We start from the raw sequence: 19,212 nt of genomic DNA, 5'->3' as shown, positions 1-19,212 counted from the left end.
TGAATCCACAACATAGGTTCATACTTGATTTAGCATCTAATCGAATTTCTCCGCGAGATCTAGATTCGGGCCAGGACGCGTTGAACCGCCGTGCCCTCTTGAAAAGAGCGCCGGCCGGTCTCGTGCGCGCTCGCCGCCATCAAGAACGGAGAAAAGACATGAAGAAGCGAATTCTCGGAAAAGCCGGCCTGGAAGTCTCGGCCCTCGGCTTTGGCTGCATGGGCCTGGATTTCGGCTATGCCAACAAAGTCAGCAGGCAGGAGGGCGCTACGCTCATCCGCCAGGCGGTCGATCGCGGCGTGACCTTCTTCGATACGGCGGAGGTCTACGGCCCCTTCACCAACGAGGAGATGGTCGGCGAGGCCCTGAAGCCCGTGCGCGACCGCGTGGTCATCGCCACCAAGTTCGGCTTCAACATCGTCGATGGCAAGCAGTCGGGTTTGAGCAGCCGGCCGGAGCACATCCGCTCGGTCTGCGACGCATCGCTGAAACGCCTCGGCGTCGACGTCATCGACCTCTTCTATCAGCATCGCGTCGATCCGAACGTGCCGATCGAGGATGTCGCAGGCGCCGTGAAGAACCTCATCGCTGCAGGCAAGGTCAGGCACTTCGGCCTGTCGGAGCCCGGGGCTCAAACGGTGCGGCGGGCACATGCGGTCCAGCCGGTCACCACGCTCCAGAACGAATATTCGCTCTGGACCCGCGGACCGGAGACGAACGGCATCCTTGAAACCTGCGAAGAGCTTGGCATTGGCCTCGTGCCCTACAGCCCGCTCGGAAAGGGCTTTCTCACCGGTGCGGTGAGCAAGGATACCAGGCTCGGCGAAGGCGACTTCCGCAAGATCCTGCCGCGCTTCACGCCCGAAGCGATGGAAAGGAACCAGGCGCTCGTCGACCTCCTGAAGAGGGTCGCCGACGACAGGGGCGCCACGCCTGCGCAAATCGCGCTCGCCTGGCTTCTGGCACAAAAGCCATGGATCGTCCCGATCCCGGGAACGACGAAGCTTCACCGCCTGGAAGAAAACCTCGCCTCGGTCGATGTGGCGCTGACGGCAGCCGATCTCGCCGAAATCGAAACGGCGGCGGCAGCAATCCCGATCGAGGGGGAGCGCTACCCGGAACAGTTGCTGAAGACGACGGGCCTCTGAAGGCGCCTGACGCCAGAGCAAGACTGACACCCGAGCAAGATCAGACGGGCGGGAGCGCGAATGCTCCCGCTCCGACATCTCTTCCGGGAATTAAACCAAATGTTTGTCCTCTTCGGCAAGGATGCGACCGAAGCTTGCAGAAGGCTCCATTCCGGAATTGAAGCTGCGGACACGGGACATTGTACAATCTGATATCGGTCGTTCTGAAGAAGCGCCTCGATCTTTCATTCAAGACATCGCCAGTCTTCCGCGCACGGATCGTGGAGGCTCCCGGGCTATGGATGAACGAGCGCGAGGTCGCCAGGCTGCGGCAGGAACTGCGAAAAGTCGCGCAACGATCGGTTCCCGACGGGGAGCTCGACTACGGCATCTTTTCCGAGCGTGACGATGCGCTCGCCCGAACGATCGTCACGCTCGTCTATCGGGTTTCCGACGGCGAGCCGGTTGCCTTCAACGCACTGCCGGTCCTCCAAGTTTCTCTCTCCGGCAAACCGGTCGAAGTCCTCCACCTGGGGCTCGTGATGATCGACCCGGCGGTTCGCAGCCAGGGACTTTCCTGGATCCTCTACGGCCTCACCTGTTTCCTTCTCTTTCTGCGCAACCAGCTTCGCCCGCTCTGGATTTCAAACGTCACCCAGGTGCCGGCCGTTGCCGGCATGGTGGCCGAAACCTTCAGCGGCGTCTTTCCCGCACCCACCCGCGGTGCACGCAGATCGCTGCGCCAGCAGCTGATCGCCACGGCCATCATGGAATCGCATCGCCACGTGTTCGGGGTCGGCCGTGACGCAGGTTTCGATGCCGATCGCTTCGTCATCACCAATGCCTATACCGGCGGTTCTGACAACCTGAAGAAGACGTTCGAGGCGGCACCGAAACACCGCAAGGCGGAGTACAACGACTTCTGCGCCGCCGAACTCGACTACGAGCGCGGTGACGACCTGCTGCAAATCGGACAGTTGGACCTCAATGCGGCGCAGCGCTACCTCATGGAAAGCGTGCCGCGCAACGCGCTTGGCCGCCTTGCCGTTGCAAGTATCGTTATCCTCGTACAAAGGCTCGTGCTGCCGGCGTTGCATTGGGCCGACAGCCGCCGGCAGTGGGGCGTCTTGAGGCCGAGCCGATGAACAGCCAATTTTCCTACGCGACCTTCACCACACGCAACATCGGCTTCGTCACCGAAGCGGAACAACGGCGCCTGAGCCAGGCGACCGTTTTCGTCTGTGGAACCGGCGGCATGGGCGGCGCCTGTATCCAGTCGCTCGCACGTGCCGGAATTGGTCGGCTGGTTCTTGCCGATATCGATGACTTCGAGCTTTCGAACCTCAACCGGCAGGTCTTCTGCTTTGCCGACACGATCGGCATGCCGAAGGCGGAGGCGACCCGCGACCTTTGCCTCAAGATCAATCCCGGCCTTGATGTCACGGTCTACGGACCGGACTGGACCGACCATGTCGATGCGATCATTGCGCAAGCGGATGTCGTCATCAACGGAACCGATGATCTCGGCGCCAGCCTGCTGCTTTATCGCACCTCACGAAACCACGGCCGGACGGTAATCGACGCCTACGCCTCGCCGCTGCCCTCCGTCTATGTGACGCGCCCGCAGGATCCGATGCCCGAGGAGCGGCTCGGCTATCCGACTGTCGGCACCGCCTGGAACGCGCTGACGCAGGACCAGCGGGCCGAAGCGTTCCTGCGCGAGGCGGAGCATGTGATGGTGCATTCGTCGTCCCGTCACCACGTCGACCTGTCGCTTGCCGGTGAAGTGATCGCCGGCACCCGCAGCCGCATGTCTTTCGCGCCGATGGTGATCTCCACGGGCACATTGATGGCCTATGAGGCGATCCATGCCGTCCTCGGCCGCCCACAGTCTGCCGATTGCCGCGGCTGGTTCTTCAACCCGCATGCCGGGCGCGTCGAGCGACCGCGCAATGCGCTCGTTGCGGCCCTGCTGCGCCCGCTGGTCAGGCGCTATCTCACCCGACTTGCGGCTCCGGCAAACCCATGAACACCTCGCTGATTGCCGATAGTTTCGTTTCGCTGGCAGCGCTGGGCGGTCTGCTCGTGCTGATCGGCGTGATCCACAGCTTCGACGCCAAGAGCCCGCTGAACCGTCGGTTCCTCTTCGGTCTGCAGGTGCTGGCGGCCTTGATGGCGAGCCGGGTGCTCGCCTGGTGGACGGACCTTTTCATCTTCAAAGCCGCGACGATCATAACCGCAGGGCTCGTCCCCCTCTCGACCGTCCTGCTTGCCGAAGGCCTGTTGCGACGACACGCGCCGAGAACAACGAAGTGGATCGCGGCCGGCGGCGCGGCCACCTTCTTCGTCCTCGCCTTCCTGCCGGCATCGTTCGCCGAACCCTGGCGGGTCACACTGCTTTTCCTCTACCAGTTGGTCACCTTCGCCCTTGCCGGACACATGACCGTGACACGCGATCGGACGAGCCTGTCGAAAGCGGAAAATCAGGCCGTCGACCGCATTGCTCTCTCGCTGCTTCTGATCCTGCCGCTGCTCGTGACGGACTTCCGCTCCGTCTACATCGACCAGCCGGTGCGGCTCGGCGGGGTCGCTATCCTGTTTTTGTGCTGGCTGCTGATCAGCCTTGGCCAGCGCGCCGTCGGGCACCGTGACACGGTGGTGTCCTTCGTCATCCTTCTCTCGGTTGCGCTCCTTGCGGCCCTCGTCATCGGCGTCGAAAACAGCCTCGAACCAGCCGCGCTGGTGCGAGCGGCAAGCGTCATCCTCAGTGCCGCCCTGCTCGGCGTGATCTGGAAGGACAGCATCAGCCTGCGCATGGAGCAACGGCGGCAAAGCCTGATCCGCCATCTGGCCGAGGACCGCATCGACGACACGCTGGGCTTTCTCAAGGAACTGCAGAACCATCCCTTGGTCGACGGCGCCCTTCTGCTTGGCGAAGATGAGCTCTGCGACCTCGACCTGCCCGCGGTCAAGGCGCTGTTTGCGGCCCGCCCCCTGCTGCGCATTGCTGAAACGGGGAGCCTTTCTCAAGCGGATGCGGAGCAGATGTCCTGGCTGCTCGAAAAATACGAGGCAACCCACCTGATGCTGGTGTCCAACCGTCCGTTCCGGCTGATTGCGCTCAACATGCCCTCCGTCTCCGCCACGCCGGGTGCAGAAACCGAATTGAAGGTCGTCCAGCGCATGGCCATGTTGATCTCCGAAAGAAACCCGCTTCATGATTGAGATCCGCACCGGCGATATCGACGCCTTCTTCGCCGCGCCCTTTCAGATCTATGGCCCGCGGACACCCTATGTCTCGCCGATGTTGAGCGACCTCAAGCGCTTCCTTTCCGCCAAGACGAACCCACTCTTCGACACGGCTGCCGACTTCGCCTGTTTCACGGCCCATGAAGGTGGTGCCGTGCGCGGGCGCATAACGGCGCATGTGCATCGCGCATCGAACGCAAAGTTCGCGCTTGATCGCGGGTATTTCGGTTACTTCGACTGTGCCGACGACGAACGGGTCGCAGCCGCCCTCCTGGAGCGGGCAGAGGATTGGGCGCGCGCGAAGGGATTTCGGGAGATCCTTGGAAACTTCAACCTGACGGCCATGCAGCAGGTGGGCGTCATGACCGGCGGTTTCGAGAACGCGCCCTATACCGACCAGATCTGGGGACCGCCCTATCTGCCTCGCCTGCTGGAAAGCCGGGGCTATGTGCCCTGTTTCCCGATGACCACTTTCGAAATCGACATTCGCACCGTGGCGATCGACGGATTGCTTGCCAGCGCGCAGATGCGCGCTCTTTTCGACGACGGGTTCCGCTTTTCGCCGATCCGGCGCGCAACGCTCGAACGAAGGCTCGAAGACTCCCGGTTGATCCTCAACGAGAGCTTCGCCGACAATCCGATGTTCGTGCCCGTCAGCCGGGCCGAATTCGAGTTTCAGGCCAAGGAGATGAAGTGGATCATGGATCCACGCATTTCGGCGGTCGCGGAAAAGGACGGCGCGCCCGCCGGGGCGGTGATCGCCATTCCTGACGTCAATCCGATGCTGAAGGCGATGGGCTCGCGACTGGGGCTGACCGCGCCCTGGCACCTGCTCAAGCACCGGCTGAAGCGTCGCCGCGCCGTGATCATCTTCCAGGGTGTGAAACCGGAACACCAGGGACGCGGCCTCAACCCGCTGCTGCTTGCCCATGTGCTGGGCGAGATGCGCCGTGCCGGCTACGAAACCGCCGGCGGCACCTGGATCGCGGACGTCAACGCGGCGAGCCTGAGACAGGCGGAGAAGGCAGGCGCAACTCCGCTTCATCGTCTGCATCTCTTCGGAAAGACGCTATGAAGCGCGTTGATGCCACCATGCTCGCCGCTCTCGCGGCCGAAGCCAACCTCGCCCCTTCCGTTCACAACACCCAGCCCGCCCGTTGGGCGCTCGACCAGGCGGGACGCATCCTGCTCGCCGCCGACCTCTCCCGGCAGCTGAGCGTCGGCGATCCGAGCAGCCGCGACATGGGGCTTTCCTGCGGGGCGGCACTTGAGGGCATGGTGATGGCGCTCGCCGCCCGCGGGATCGGTGTGGTGATCGATGATCTCTGGACGGACAATTTACGGGATTGGAAACCTGGCTATCGGCTGGCCGCACGGCTGGAGCTTACCGGCGACGACGCAGCGCCGCAGGCGCTTTCCCAGTGGATCACCCGGCGCTTCACATGGCGAGCGCGTTTCTCGCCAACCTCAACCGAGCAAATCGAGAGGCTCGAGCACTGGGCCGCCAAGGCGGCCGACGTGAGGCTTGCTTGCGGCCACGAGGACCTTGCCTTCATCTCGTCGCTCAACGATCGCGCAAGCCTCACAATCATGCGCGAACGCGCGTTCCGCGATGAACTCGTAAGATGGATGCGGCTTTCCCCCCGGCATCCGGCCTATTCCACCGACGGCCTCAACCTTGCTGCACTGCAGATGGGACGGCTGGAAGGGGCGTTGGCGGGACATGTCCTGGCCTCGCCGCTTTTCGACATTGCCGACCGCCTGGGGCTTGGCCAAGCGCTCGTCGCGGAATCGGAAAAGACGATGACGGCAGCCGCCTGCCTCCTGTTTCACCGGCCGGAGAATGAGAGCCCGATCGTCTCCGGGCAGGCCTTCTATCGTTTCTGGCTGAGCTTCACCCGCTTTGGTTTCGCCGGTTGGCCGATGGCGGTGCTTGCCGACCTGCCATCCGCTGCGCAGGCGTTGCGCGAGCGCTTCCCGCTGCCCCCCGGGCACCGGGTCATCAACGTGCTGCGCGTAGGGCCGGCGCCGTCAACGGTTCCGAAGTATCGCCTTCCGGCAAGCGATCTCGTGCTGGACGGGAAGCCGGCCTGAGGCCGGCTCCCTTTTCGACATTATCAGGCGGCGTTCTCGGTCGTTGCCGTCTCGGCAAGAAGCCTCTGGGCGCTGACGAAATCAACCTTGCCGGTCCCGAGCACCGGCACGGCACCCACCCTCACGTCAGAGGGAACCATCATGTCCATGGCCCCCTTGTCCTTGGCGAAGCGGAGGAAGGCGGCACGTGTCGCACCAGGAGCGTCGGTGAGCATGACCAGGCGCTCACCTTTCTTGGGATCAGGCAGCGACACGACGACCGTCAACTGGCCGGGCCACATCTCACCCGCCAGCGCTTCAACAGCGCCAAGCGAAACCATCTCGCCGCCGATCTTGGCGAAACGCTTGGCCCGCCCGCGGATGACGATGAAGCCGTCTTCATCGACCGTGACGATGTCGCCGGTGTCATGCCAGCCGTCGGGCGTCGGCTCGAGCACGCCGGGCGCCTCGACGCGAAGATACCCGGCCATGACGTTGGCGCCACGGATGAAGAGACGACCGCCTTCGGTGACACCCGGCACGGCATCGAGCCTGTATTCCATGCCCGGCATGATCTTGCCGACACTACCGGCCTTGTTGAACATCGGCGTGTTCAGCGCGATCACCGGCGCAGCCTCGGTCACGCCATAGCCTTCTAGGATGCGGACGCCGAACTTTTCCATGTAGAGCGCGCGCGTTGCGGCACGGACCGGTTCGGCACCGGCGAAGCAGTAGCGGATCGAACGGAAGTCATAGGGATGCGCCGTCCGGGCATAACCGTTCAGGAACGTGTCGGTCCCGAAGATGATGGTCGCGTTCGACGAATAGATCAGTTCCGGGATGATCCGATAATGCAATGGCGACGGGTAGAAATAGACCGGCACCCCGGAGATGAGCGGCAGAACCGTTCCGGCCGTGAGACCGAAGGAATGGAACACCGGCAGGATGTTGAACACCTTGTCGCCCGAGTGGAAATCGATGCGCGACGCGGCCTGGGCTGCGTTGGAGAGGATGTTGCGGTGTGTCAGCACCACGCCCTTCGGCGTACCCTCGGATCCCGACGTATAGAGAATGACCGCCGGCTCGTCGGCCGTGCGCCGCACAAGCGGCCGCCCCTTTCGCAGCAGACCACGCAGCTTGTCGGCAAGTCCGATCGTCTGGCGCAGATCATCGAGCCAGACGATCTCCACCGTCTTCGACAATTCCTCGACGACAGGCCCGAGTTTCGCCTGGGCGACGAAGGCACGCGACGTCAACACATGATGGACCTCGGCTGCCTTGCAGGCCGAGATGATGTTGGCCGCACCGGCGGTGAAGTTGAGCATGGCCGGGACCTTGCCGGCCGACATCACGCCGAGGATGGTGGCAACCGCACCGTTGGCGTTGGGCAGGAGAACGCCGAGCGCCTTTTCATTCGGGAAGAGCGACTGGAACTTGGCGCCGAGCACCGCCGCACCGGTCAACAGCTTGCCATAGGTGAGCGAACCGGTAACCGGGTCCTGCACGGCGAGCTTGTTGAACCCACGCTCCTTGGCCGTCTTGATCACCTTTTCGAGCACGGTGGTGTCCGTGTCGGTGGTGCGGAACATCAGCATCGACATGACCTGGTAGAGCGCGGCACCCGCGGCCATGCGCCGCTTGCGGCCCTTCAGCTCTTGCGGCACAGACAGGCGAACCGGCTCCAGAATGGTCACCTTCACCTTCGGGAACAGGCGGCGGCGCACGTGCATGGAACTGAGGCGCGAGAAGTAGCTCTTCTCCAGCCCGTCGATGCGCACCGGCACGACCATGGAGCCGGTCTTGTCGGCCACCATCGCGGCGCCGTCATAGACCTTCATCAAGGCGCCGGTCACCGTGATGCGGCCCTCAGGGAAGATCACCAGCGGCTCACCGTTGTTGACCGTCTTGATGAGCGTGCGCGTTGCCATCGGCTTTGACGGATCCAGCGGCAGGAAGTTGCACATCTTCAGGAACGGCTTTACCCACCAGGCCTTGGCGATCGTGTAGTCGACCGCGAAGGTCGGCTCCTCTTCGGTCAGCGCCAGCGCCAGCGCACCGTCGAGGAAGGACACATGGTTGAGCGCAATGATCGGTGCGCGACCGGCCTTCTTCAGATTTTCGAGGCCTTCGACTTCCAGACGCAGGAAGGCGCGGAAGAGGATGGAGACGAAATCGCGGAAAGCGTTGGTCGGCAGCGTGCGCAGCATGACCCAGGCCGCAACGGCATTGGCAAAGGCGAGACCGGCAAAGAGCACCGGTGTCGACATGCCGGACGCCTGCAGGATGGCGACAAGGCCGCCGCCGGTAGTGATGAAGGCTGCAGACAGCACGTTCGATGCGCCGATGACGCGCGACCGCTGGTCCTCTTGCGCCCAGGCCTGAAGCGCTGCGAGCGTGGGAACGGCGAGGAAGGCACCGGCGATCGCCATGCCGGCAAGATCGATGGCGATCCGCACCGTATAGGGATTGGCGAAGAAGGCAGAGAGCGTCTCAGCCGGAGCGACTGTGCCGGCTTGTCCCACGCACCAAGCGAGATCGAGACCGAACAGCGCCATGATCAGGGTGCCGACGGGTGCCGGCAGGAGCACGATGCGTCCGGCCGACATCCAGGCGGCAATCGCCGAGCCAATGCCGATTGCGACGGCAAAAACGGCGAGATAGGCGGTGATCGCCGTCTCGTCGCCGCCGAGATGGTTCTTCACCATGGGCGGCAGCAGCGACAACACGATGGCGCCCGCCAGCCAAAACCAGGCGGCCATCAGCGCGGTGCGCCAAAGGCGCTGGTCGCCGCGCAAAGAGGCAACGAGCCGACCGGTCGAGCGCAGGACGTTGCGATCGACGACGAGATCCGGAGCCTTTGCGCCGAGGCGAGGGATGTAACGGCTGGAAAGCCAGCAGGCGAGTGCCAGGCCGAGCATCATGGGACCGAACACCCAGGGATCGACGCCATCGGCCGCGGCAAGCCCTGCCACGACCGTGCCGCTGAGGATGGCGATGAAGGTTGCCCCTTCGATCCAGGCGTTGGCGCGCGGCAGTTCCTTGCGCTCCAGGTGGTCCGGCAGGATGCCGTATTTGACCGGCCCGAAGAGCGCGGAGATCGCGCCGAACAGGAAGAGTGCTACCAACAGTACCGCGATGGAGGAGAAGGCGATCCCGACAACCGCGACACCGGCGGCCGCAAGCTCCCAGCGCTTCAGTCTCTCGGCGACTTTAGCCTTGTCGAACTTGTCGGCGAGTTCGCCGCCAAGTGCGGAAAAGAGCAGGAACGGCGCCATGAAGACGGCGCCGGCCAGCGTGACGAGCGATCCCGCGTCATCGGCCGCCACGGTTGCGAGGATGAGGAAGACGAGCGTATTCTTAAGAAAATTGTCGTTGAACGCCGATAGAAACTGCGTCCAGAAGAGCGGCGCAAAGCGCCGGGAAGTCATCAGATTGTTTTTCACGGAACGTCTCCCTTTTTGAGCGTTCTAGATGAAAATAGTTACGCACTCGTCCACAGGTTGCTAGCCATCACGACAAGGCTAACGGGAACTAAACTTCGTCCGCCTTGATGCCGAGCAGCAATTTCTCGGTCTTGGCATCATCGATCCTGCGGATGAGCTTTTCTGCCTCCAGATTGTCGCGCAGCGTCTTGGTCACGTTCACGGCCGTCTGCAGCAGCATCAGGATACCCATGGCCAGGTAGCCTTTGCCCCAGAGGTCGATCGGCATCATGTAAAGGCCGATCACCACCATGAAGGCGGCCACGCCGAAGCTAACATAGGAAAAAGAGGTCCAGGCCGGGGAGTGTTTCATCAGGCTGTCGTTCATCGTCGTTGTCCTTTGAGAAACAGAGATTTCAAAGCGTGAGGTTCATCTTGGCGCGCAGGCGCTCGAGCACGTCGTCGGCGCTTGTCACGAGAGGACGCCCGCAACCGGCCGCGGCCAGTTTCTGGGCAAGTGCTGCCGGATCCGGCCGCTCTTCAAGCTCAATCAACGCTTCGGCGGTCAATTCAGCCTCGCGCTGGCGCGTTTCGAGCCGCGCCAGCGTTGCCTCGGCGTCGCCGAGTGTCGCGAGATCGTTGCCGGGCACCTCGCGGGAAAGCCGCTGCGTCCGGTCACGTGCGGCGGCTAGGCGTTCGCCGCGGCGCAGCGCCGCCAGGCGCGTTTCGCTCTGCCGCACCGCTTGCCTCAGCCGATCTATTCCGTCTGCAAATTCCGCCTGAACCTGACGCGCGTTCTGCAATTCGGTTTCCAGCCGCGCGATCGAGGCTGCGGCTTCCGCGGCCAGATCCCCTCGCCCCTTTTCAAGCGCCGCAATGGCGCGGATTTCGAGCTCCTCGATGTGAGCCGAAAGCCTCTCGGCATTTTCCTTTTCCAGGCGATTTTGCGCTATCGCCAAGGCGACGGCCCGGCGCGCGCTTTCGACACCGCGGGCGGCATCGCGTATCTGCTGCGCCAGAATGGGGAGCGCATGCCGATCGGCGAAAGCTTCTTCCGCCATATGGGCACGACCGCGCATGAGCGTTACGATTTGTTTGAACATCTCCTCACCTCCATGTATGAACAATGTTCAATAATGTTTTCTCATAAAAATGAACGTTGTTCAATATAAAAATGAACGCCGTTCAAAAAGAGGTGACCAGTGGCCGGAAAGCGTGAAGCGAAGAAGGAAGATCTGAGATCGAGGCTTGTTGCCGCGGGCACGGAGCTGATCCGGGAGCAAGGATTGAAGAACCTGCGCGCCCGCGACATAGCCGAGCGTGCAGGTGCGGCACTCGGTGGGCTCTACACCGTCTTCGATGATCTCGACGGGCTGATCCTGCATGTCAATTCGGGGACGTTAAAGCGCCTGGAAGCCGCCCTCAATTCGGCGGTCCTGCCGGCGGCAAATGTTCAGGAAACCTTCCTGAGCCTGTCGCTCGCCTATCTCCGTTTTGCACTCGCGGAGCGCAATCTATGGGCGGCGCTTTTCGAACACAGAATGCCCGAGGGCGCCCCGGTCCCCGAGTGGCATCTTGCCGAACATGGCTTCCTGATCGGTCTCATCGCAGCACCACTCGCGCAGCAATTGCCGCATGCCAGCCGGGAAGACGTGGCAATTCGTGCCCGCACGTTCTTCGCCGCCGTTCATGGCGTGATCTCTCTCAGCCTCGAAGGACGGTTCATCGGGATAACGCCCGAAGTGCTCGAGCGCGAGATTACGGCACTCGCCGGAATTCTTGCCAGGCGCCCGAACTGACGCGCTTATTGCCGACTTCAGCGACGTAGATCGCGCGCGCGTAGGTCAAAGGACAGTGGGAGAGGTTAACCAGGCGATCTTGAAGCGGCTGGACCTTGGTGAGGCCGATCGCCGAAGATCCATTTCCTAGCGAGTAGCCCACACCTGGTGCGGGCTACCCATTTGTCTCGGTCGAACCGGTTGCGTTCAAGCCCGGTTATTGCTGTGCGGGAGCCGTGTCTTGGAGCTTCGCCTGAACCTTCTTGGCGAATGCCGGATCGCTCTGTGCAGCTGTCAGGATTGCCGAATACTCTTCGATCGAAATGGTCGGTGAGGCTTGGACGGCCTCGACCATTTTCTTGCTGGCTTCGGTCTCCAGGTCCTTCTTCGCCGTTGCATCCGACGTAGCTTCTATCTTGGCAGAATATTCCTGCCTGACCTTATCGACCTGAAGATAGGCAACCGCGAAGGCCTCGATTTTCTGGTCGCTTATCGCAGCGTCCGGGGCCTTGTTGCCAGCCTGGCCCTGCGTCGGCTGGGTCGTTTCAGCCTGAGCGATCTCAAGGGCGGATGCGGGACTGACGACCATGAAGCTGAAGACCGCGGCTGCGAGTGACGCGACGGGTTTGTAACCGGTGATCATATTCATTCCTCTCTGATGCGCATGACGTGATCGGGAGCGACACTGATTTTTCAATCGCCCCCAAGGTCGGCCGGATACCGAATGCGCCGCGACGATGGAACGCTGGAATGGGCTCGATGCGGCCGTATCGGGGCCATTTGCTGACCATTCAACGGCAGCTTTACGGCTCAGACGATGCGTCCCGTCGCATCAAGAGCGATGTTCTCTCCCGTGCGGGGCCGACAATTCCGTTGCTCGTCCACGTCTTGCGCGCCCATCACGCCGACGCACGATCGAATGTGACGTCGAGGAGTACGTTCGCGCCGGCGGTGACATCGTCGGGTGACGCGTATTCGCGCGGATTGTGACTGACCCCGTCGCGGCAGGGTACGAAGATCATCGTGGTCGGGACCCGGCGCGCCAGATTGAACGCGTCATGGCCGGCGCCGGAAACGATGTCGCGATGGGAGAGCTGGCGCTCGCTCGCGCTTGTTCGAACGGCCGCGATCAAATCGCGATCGAAGGCGATCACCGGCGAATGCCAGGTCAGGCGCCCTTGAAGATCGATCGCTTTATGGCGTTGACGAAGTGCCTCCAGTCCGTCCGTCAGCCGTTGGTGCATGTTGTCGAGTACGGCTTCGTCGGGATGCCGCAGGTCTACCGTCATGTCAGCGCGCCCGGGGACGACGTTGATCGCACCAGGAGACAGGTCGATCCGGCCGATCGTGCAGCGTGCATCCTCGTCGACCCGACCGATCGCATGCACGAGCTCGATCACATGCATGAGCACCGGCACCGGGTCTTTGCGTAGCGCCATCGGCACCGGTCCGGCATGGGTTTCCTCGCCGTGAACCGATATCTCATACCAGCGAATACCCTGGCCGCCGGTGACGACGCCGATGGTCCTTGCCGCCGCTTCCAGGATCGGGCCCTGCTCGATATGAAGCTCGACGTAGCAAGCCGCATCCGGCAGGCCGGGTGCGCCCTCGCGATCGTAACCATGCCGGGCGATCTCGTCGGCCAGCACGATCCCGGCGCTGTCACGCGCCGACAGGGCCTTTTCCAAATCCAACACGCCGCAGGCAACGCCTGACCCCATCATCGCGGGCTGGAAGCGGCAGCCCTCTTCATTGGTCCAGACACAGAGATCGATCGGCCGGGCGGTTTCCACCGCCGCATCGTCCAACGTCTCCAAGACCTCAAGTCCGGCAAGCACGCCGAGCACGCCGTCGAAGCGCCCGCCGGTCGGCTGTGTGTCGAGATGACTGCCGATCAGGACCGGCGATGCTTCGAGATCGAGACCGGGACGGCGAATGAAGAGATTGCCGATCCGATCCTTGCGGATGCGGTAGCCACGCGCCTCACACCAGCCGAGAAACAGCGCCCGGCCGGCTTCGTCCGCATCCGTAAGCGCCTGCCGGCACGAGCCTCCTTCCGCCGTCGGCCCGACGTCGGCCATCGCCATCAGCCGTGCCCACAAACGATCCCCGTCGATCCCGCTTCGCATCCTGTCCTCCGAACCCATGTATTCGTCGCCGCCAAGGTCCGTGGCTATTCGAGGGAGCGCCAGTCACCCATGAGGGGGACTGTGCCGGGCTCTCTCCCGCTCGCTAGAACGGAGGCAAGGTCAACCGTGGAGGCAGGTCATGGACACGACACCGGACAGACGATGGCACCGCATCGCGGATGCGCTGCGACCCGAAACGCGACTGTTGATCGACGGACAGTTTCGCGCAGCCGCCGACAGTGAAACGCTGGCGTCGATCAATCCGGCAACCGGCGCTCTCGTCGCCAATGTCGCTTGCGGCAACGCCACCGACATCGAGGCGGCCTGCGAGGTCGCGGCGAAGCGATTCCGCCAAGGTGTCTGGTCGCGCATGCCGCTCCGGCAGCGGATACACATCCTCATTCGGTTTTCCGAATTGATCGCCGAGAACCGCGACATCCTGGCAGTGCTCGACACGATGGAAATGGGCAAGCCGATTGCCGAGATGTGCACGATCGACGTGCCCGGCGCAGTGCTGACCATGCGCTATATGGCCGAGAGCATCGACAAGATCGCAGGCTCTGCACCGCTCACCAATCCAGACGCGCTGCACTACATCCTGCGCCAGCCGCTGGGCGTCGTCGGCTGCATCACGCCGTGGAACTATCCGCTGATGATGGCCGTCTGGAAGATCGCCCCGGCCCTTGCCGCCGGCAACAGTGTCGTCCTCAAGCCCGCCGAAGATACGTCGCTGAGCGCCCTTCTGCTCGGTCGCCTGTTTCTGGAGGCGGGTGGACCCGACGGCGTCCTCAACGTCGTGCCCGGACGCGGCGCCGTCGCCGGCCAGGCGCTGGCACGTTCGATGCATGTCGAAAAGATCGCCTTCACCGGCTCGACGGCAATCGGCCGGCAGATGTATCGCTACGCCGCGGATACGAACCTCAAGGCGGTTTCGGCCGAGCTTGGCGGCAAGTCGCCGCAGATCGTACTTGCCGATGTGGAGGACCTGTCGGCGGTTGCCGAGAAGGTCGCCGACGGCCTGTTCGGCAATCAGGGCGAAGTCTGCTCGGCCGGTTCCCGCATTGTGGTGGAACGCAGCATTCACGACGAATTCTGCGCGCTCCTTGCAGGGCACGCTTCCCGGAAGTATCGGCCGGGAGATCCGCTCGACCCGACGACGACGATGGGACCGCTCGTCAACAAGGCCCATCAGGGCCGCGTGCTCGACTATATCGACGGCGCGCGCAAGGATGGGGCGAAACCCGTGATTGGCGGCGGCGCGCCCGATCGCACGTCAAGCGCAGCATGCTTCGTGGAGCCGACACTCTTTGCCGGCGTCGACAGCCGCATGACGATTGCGCAAGAAGAAATCTTCGGCCCGGTCGGCGCGATCATTGCCCATGACGGAGCGGAGGACGCCGTCAGGATCGCCAACGACAGCCCCTATGGCCTGGCCGCCGGCGTCTGGACGTCCAACCTCGGCAAGGCCCACCGCATCGCCCGCGATCTCGAATGCGGCATGGTCTGGATCAACGGCTATATGAACGGCGACATGAGCCAGCCCTGGGGCGGCTGGAAACTCTCCGGTCACGGCCGGGACAAATGTCTGCAGGCGCTCCTCGACAACACCCAGTCCAAATCCGTCTGGGTGACGCTCGACTGAGCGCCGGCGACAGCCGACAGCCCACCATACGTGGTGTCGGCACCCAAACGCCCGCAGCATCGATTATCGGAGAGTTCACCTGCATTGATGTGAGGAGCGTTATATCTAGAACATACGACAGGAAAGGTACGAACCCCATGGCCCCAAACACCAGGAGAACGCTGCGGTCGCTGACCGGCCTGCTTCTCGCAGCCTCGGCACTTTGCAGCGCCGCTGCCGGCGCCGCCGCCGAGACGCTCGTCATCACCGACGCCAAGGTCCGCACCATGAACCCCGCCGCCCCCTTGGCCGAGGCGGTGGCGATCGATGACGACGGGGTGATCCTTGCCGTCGGCGACGAGGCGGCTGTCCTTGAGAAAGCCGGAGCGGACGCCCACGTCGTCAAGCTCGGCGGTCGCATGCTCCTGCCGGGCTTCCAGGATGCCCACGTGCATCTGATCGAGGCCGGGGTCAATGCCAGCCTCTGCGAGTTCGAGCCCTTCGCCTCTCTTGAGGAGACCAAGGACAGCGTTCGCGATTGCGTCAAGCAGAGCGACAACGAATGGGTGGTCGGCTCCGGTGTCAGCATGACCAACCTGCTCGACGAAACCGAAGACCCGGTCGGCGTGCTGGACGAGATCTCCGAGGACAGGCCGATCCTGATCCTCGACGACATCGGCCACGGCGCCTGGGCCAACAGCGTCGCGCTTGAGGCTGCCGGTTACGACAAGATCGACGGCAACCCGCCGGGCGGCATCATCCTGCGCGACAAGAAGACGGGCGCGCCGAACGGCATCGTGCTCGAAAACGCCCAACAGAAGCTGCGCAACCTCGCCTTTCCGGATACACCCGAAAACGTCAAGTTCGCCTATGAAAGCATGCTGCCGACGTTAAAGACGATGGCCGAAAACGGCATCACCACCGTCAGCGATGCCGGGGGCTTCTGGCCGCAGGGGCACTTGAAGGCCTGGGAGATGGCGGAGAAGAACGACACGCTGACGCTGAGAGCCGCCAACGCAGTCTACGTCTATCCCGACCTGCCTTTCGACGAGCAGGTGGAAAAGCTGTCAAGTTTCTACAGCAACGATCCGAACCGGCTTTTGAAGTTCAACCAGGTGAAGATCTATGTCGACGGCATCCTCGAGCAGCGCACCGGTGCCCTGCTTGCGCCCTATAGAAAGGGTCCGGGCATCGACCACGGCTTCGACAGCGGGTTCCTCTATTTCGACGAGGCGACGCTCGACCGCTACTCCAAGGTTCTTTCCGAGAAGGGCTTCAAGCTGCACTATCACGTGACCGGTGACCGCGGTGCGCGCCTGGCGCTCGACGCCATCGCACAGTCCGCCCCGGCGCCAGGTCCGCACCGGTTGACGCATATCTACCTGCTCGACAAGACCGATTACGGCCGCTTCAAGGACGAGGGCGTCGTTGCCGATTTCCAGCTGGCACCGAGTTCGCTCAGCCGGGAATACGATGCCTTCATCCGCAAGTTCATCGGCGATCGCGCCGACACCATGATGCCGGCCGGAAGCATCGAGAAGACGGGCGCGACCGTGGTGATGAGCAGCGATTTCGACGCCGATGAGCTGTCACCGCTCGTCAAGATCCAGACCGCCCTTCAGCGCAAGAAGGATGGCGCGACGGATGTCGAAACGGCCGTCAAATGGATGACGATCAACCCGGCAAAGCTGCTCAACCAGGACGACAAGACGGGCACGATCGAGCCAGGCAAGTTCGCGGACCTCGTCGTCATCGACAAGGATATCTTCGAGATCCCGGTCAAGGAGATCGGCAAGGCCGCCGTCGAAGCGACGCTTCTGCAGGGCGAGCCAGTCTATGATGCGGAAGGTCTTTTCTCCGAACACTAAGCGCTAAAATGCCGTGCGTTCATGCGAACGCACGGCATCACGACTGTCGTTGCAGGGCTCTGCTTGCCGCAAGCCCTCGCGTGAAAGCGGCGTCTTTACCCGCCTGTACCGCCAAGCAGGAGCGAGAACAGCTCGCCCTGCGAGGAAATCTTGAGCTTGGAATAGATGCGCTTGCGGTGGACCTTCACCGTCTCCGGGCTGTTGCCGAGAATGCGCGCAATGCTCTTGGTCGAATGTCCCTTCAGCATCAGCCGGATGATCTCGCCCTCGCGGGTGCTCACCTTCAATTGCGACAGCGTGGCAAAGACCGTATCGGCCGCCGGCTCGCCATGTCCCTGGTTGGCGATCGGTTGCGGCCAGTGTTTGCGGCAAAGCTCGGAGACAACAGGCAACAGCCCGTCGAGATGGGCGCGGGCCTGCGGCCCGGGACGGCAGTCCTCTGTCCGCTGGCCGAGCGAAAGCGCGATCGCGGTGCCCTCGGCACTTGCGACCAGCATGACGATTTCGTCGTAGAGCCCGGTCTCCGAATAGAACATGCGGTAGTATTCGCTGGTGCGAAAATCGTCCGGAGCACAGTCGTCGAGGCTCACCACCCGGTCACCGGGATCGCTTCTGTAGAGGCTGTAGAACGGATCCAGCAAATAGGCGAAGCTGAGATAGGGGCCGACGGTGCGGCGGGTCGCCTCGGGATCGAGGTCGCTATAAAGCTGCAGCGGCGGCTGGTCTGTGGAAAAGACCGAAACGAACAGGCTGTCGAAGCCGTAGACGTCGAGGCACAGTTGCCTCAACGCATCCGGAAAGGCCGGGCTGCCGATCGCAGCCACGGCCTTGCCGATCAATGTCATTTGCTCAAACGGAAATCCCGTCATTCCCCGCCTTGTCGTCAAGAATCCCTCGACGATCAAAGCGGTTCCTGCTGGGTAATGCAATGGATGCCGCCGCCACCGATGGCAATGGCGTCGATGCGGACCTCACGGACCCGCCTGTCCGGAAATAGCGACCGGAACATCTGCCGTACGACCGTGTCGGACTCGATGCCATAACACGGCATGATTACGCCGCCATTGACGAGGTAGGAATTGACGTAGGAACGGCAGAACTTCGGATGATCCGACGGCGCGTCGACGGCTTCGGGAACCGTAACGATGCGGATCGGTCGGCCCTTGGCGTCGGTCTGGCCCTTCATCGCCTCGAGGTTCAGGCGGATGTAGTGGTTCCACTCATCCTCCTCCTTGCTCCCCCCCTCACCAGGGCTTTCCATCAGGACGACGCCGGGCGCGACAAAGACGGCAATGCCGTCCACATGGCCGTCGGTCTCGTCCTCGATCGGATTGCCGGGCAGCCAGATCACCTTTTCACCGCCGAGCATGTCGAGAAGCTCGCGCTCAATGTCGTCGCGGCTCCAGCCGGGATTGCGGTTGCTGTTCGGGAAGCAGGTCTCGGTGGTGATGATCGTACCTTCGCCGTCGACGCTGACACCGCCACCTTCAGCAATCAGGTTCGAGACGAAGCTGGCAACGCCTGCCTTCTCCAGCACCAGTCCGGAAAAGGCGGCATCGCCGTTGAACGGATGATATTTTCCGCCCCAGGCGTTGAACTTGAAGCGGGCGCCTGCGCGCCGGCCGTCGGCAGCCGTCAGGAAGCACGGCCCGGCATCACGCGCCCAGCTGTCGTTTATATCGGCCTCGACGAGATCGATCGACGGATCGAGGATGGCGCGTGCCTCGGCCATATCCTCCGCACGCGCGGCCATCGTCACCGGCTCGAACTCGCGGATCGCATGGGCGACGGCCGCATAATCGCGGCGGGTGGCGGCAATGTCGTCCCAGACTTCGTGACGGCATGGCCACATCATCCAGGTGCGCTTATGCGACTCCCATTCGGCCGGCATGCTAAACCCGGCTTCGCGTGGTGTCTGGTTCTTCATGATATCATATCCTTTCGC

Annotated in this window: 16 protein-coding genes; 9 read left to right on the top strand and 7 right to left on the bottom strand. The window is 62.9% G+C overall.

What is annotated here, in order from left to right:
• The first annotated feature begins 158 nt into the window (after window positions 1-158).
• The 6 genes from ACIQUG_RS24090 (at window position 159) to ACIQUG_RS24065 (ending at window position 6,470) form a co-directional block, all read left to right on the top strand.
• Window positions 159-1,148 (top strand): aldo/keto reductase, encoded by a 990-nt coding sequence (locus ACIQUG_RS24090; protein WP_402324572.1) that lies wholly within the window; start codon window positions 159-161, stop codon window positions 1,146-1,148.
• Between the two features lie 179 nt (window positions 1,149-1,327).
• A complete protein-coding gene (locus ACIQUG_RS24085; protein ID WP_402324571.1) occupies window positions 1,328-2,272 on the top strand; it encodes a hypothetical protein in 945 nt (314 codons plus the stop codon).
• The gene (locus ACIQUG_RS24080; RefSeq protein WP_402324569.1) at window positions 2,269-3,156 is read left to right on the top strand and encodes a HesA/MoeB/ThiF family protein; all 888 of its coding nucleotides are present in this window, start codon (window positions 2,269-2,271) and stop codon (window positions 3,154-3,156) included. The genes ACIQUG_RS24085 and ACIQUG_RS24080 overlap by 4 nt, the downstream gene beginning before the upstream one ends.
• Window positions 3,153-4,352 (top strand): hypothetical protein, encoded by a 1,200-nt coding sequence (locus tag ACIQUG_RS24075; RefSeq protein ID WP_402324567.1) that lies wholly within the window; start codon window positions 3,153-3,155, stop codon window positions 4,350-4,352. Before ACIQUG_RS24080 ends, ACIQUG_RS24075 begins: the two co-directional genes overlap by 4 nt.
• Window positions 4,345-5,451, top strand: a complete 1,107-nt coding sequence (locus tag ACIQUG_RS24070) for a GNAT family N-acetyltransferase (protein WP_402324565.1) — start codon at window positions 4,345-4,347, stop codon at window positions 5,449-5,451. The genes ACIQUG_RS24075 and ACIQUG_RS24070 overlap by 8 nt, the downstream gene beginning before the upstream one ends.
• Window positions 5,448-6,470: a hypothetical protein gene (locus tag ACIQUG_RS24065; RefSeq protein ID WP_402324563.1), complete on the top strand. Its 1,023-nt coding sequence runs from the start codon at window positions 5,448-5,450 to the stop codon at window positions 6,468-6,470. Before ACIQUG_RS24070 ends, ACIQUG_RS24065 begins: the two co-directional genes overlap by 4 nt.
• Window positions 6,471-6,493: 23 nt before the next feature.
• Here the strand turns inward: ACIQUG_RS24065 and ACIQUG_RS24060 are convergent, their stop codons facing one another.
• From ACIQUG_RS24060 to ACIQUG_RS24050, 3 genes are all read right to left on the bottom strand, one after another.
• Window positions 6,494-9,892, bottom strand: coding sequence for an acyl-[ACP]--phospholipid O-acyltransferase (locus ACIQUG_RS24060; RefSeq protein WP_402324562.1), 3,399 nt, complete (start codon window positions 9,890-9,892; stop codon window positions 6,494-6,496).
• A gap of 88 nt (window positions 9,893-9,980) precedes the next feature.
• Window positions 9,981-10,259, bottom strand: coding sequence for a YiaA/YiaB family inner membrane protein (locus tag ACIQUG_RS24055; RefSeq protein ID WP_034796305.1), 279 nt, complete (start codon window positions 10,257-10,259; stop codon window positions 9,981-9,983).
• A gap of 28 nt (window positions 10,260-10,287) precedes the next feature.
• Window positions 10,288-10,974, bottom strand: coding sequence for a PspA/IM30 family protein (locus ACIQUG_RS24050; protein WP_402324561.1), 687 nt, complete (start codon window positions 10,972-10,974; stop codon window positions 10,288-10,290).
• 99 nt (window positions 10,975-11,073) lie between these two features.
• On the opposite strand from ACIQUG_RS24050, the gene ACIQUG_RS24045 reads away from it, so the two are divergent.
• Entirely contained in the window at window positions 11,074-11,670 is a 597-nt protein-coding gene (locus tag ACIQUG_RS24045; protein ID WP_402324559.1) for a TetR/AcrR family transcriptional regulator, read from the top strand.
• Between the two features lie 196 nt (window positions 11,671-11,866).
• Here the strand turns inward: ACIQUG_RS24045 and ACIQUG_RS24040 are convergent, their stop codons facing one another.
• A complete protein-coding gene (locus ACIQUG_RS24040) occupies window positions 11,867-12,292 on the bottom strand; it encodes a DUF4168 domain-containing protein (protein WP_402324557.1) in 426 nt (141 codons plus the stop codon).
• A gap of 256 nt (window positions 12,293-12,548) precedes the next feature.
• Window positions 12,549-13,778, bottom strand: a complete 1,230-nt coding sequence (locus tag ACIQUG_RS24035) for a Zn-dependent hydrolase (protein ID WP_402324555.1) — start codon at window positions 13,776-13,778, stop codon at window positions 12,549-12,551.
• Window positions 13,779-13,917: 139 nt separating this feature from the next.
• Here ACIQUG_RS24035 and ACIQUG_RS24030 point away from each other — a divergent pair, with 139 nt between their 5' ends.
• Together ACIQUG_RS24030 and ACIQUG_RS24025 are read left to right on the top strand one after the other, a co-directional pair.
• The gene (locus tag ACIQUG_RS24030; protein WP_402324554.1) at window positions 13,918-15,420 is read left to right on the top strand and encodes an aldehyde dehydrogenase family protein; all 1,503 of its coding nucleotides are present in this window, start codon (window positions 13,918-13,920) and stop codon (window positions 15,418-15,420) included.
• A gap of 137 nt (window positions 15,421-15,557) precedes the next feature.
• Window positions 15,558-17,267, top strand: a complete 1,710-nt coding sequence (locus ACIQUG_RS24025; RefSeq protein ID WP_402324552.1) for an amidohydrolase — start codon at window positions 15,558-15,560, stop codon at window positions 17,265-17,267.
• Window positions 17,268-17,362: 95 nt separating this feature from the next.
• Here the strand turns inward: ACIQUG_RS24025 and ACIQUG_RS24020 are convergent, their stop codons facing one another.
• Together ACIQUG_RS24020 and ACIQUG_RS24015 are read right to left on the bottom strand one after the other, a co-directional pair.
• The gene (locus tag ACIQUG_RS24020; RefSeq protein WP_402324551.1) at window positions 17,363-18,112 is read right to left on the bottom strand and encodes a helix-turn-helix transcriptional regulator; all 750 of its coding nucleotides are present in this window, start codon (window positions 18,110-18,112) and stop codon (window positions 17,363-17,365) included.
• Between the two features lie 56 nt (window positions 18,113-18,168).
• Complete coding sequence (locus ACIQUG_RS24015; protein ID WP_402324550.1) at window positions 18,169-19,194, bottom strand: agmatine/peptidylarginine deiminase; 1,026 nt, start codon at window positions 19,192-19,194, stop codon at window positions 18,169-18,171.
• Window positions 19,195-19,212: the final 18 nt, after the last annotated feature.

The sequence above is a fragment of the Ensifer sp. NPDC090286 genome (assembly GCF_044769565.1).
Taxonomy (GTDB): domain Bacteria; phylum Pseudomonadota; class Alphaproteobacteria; order Rhizobiales; family Rhizobiaceae; genus Ensifer.
Note: the sequence above shows the minus strand (reverse complement) of the source record. Positions and strands in the feature narration are given on the sequence as shown.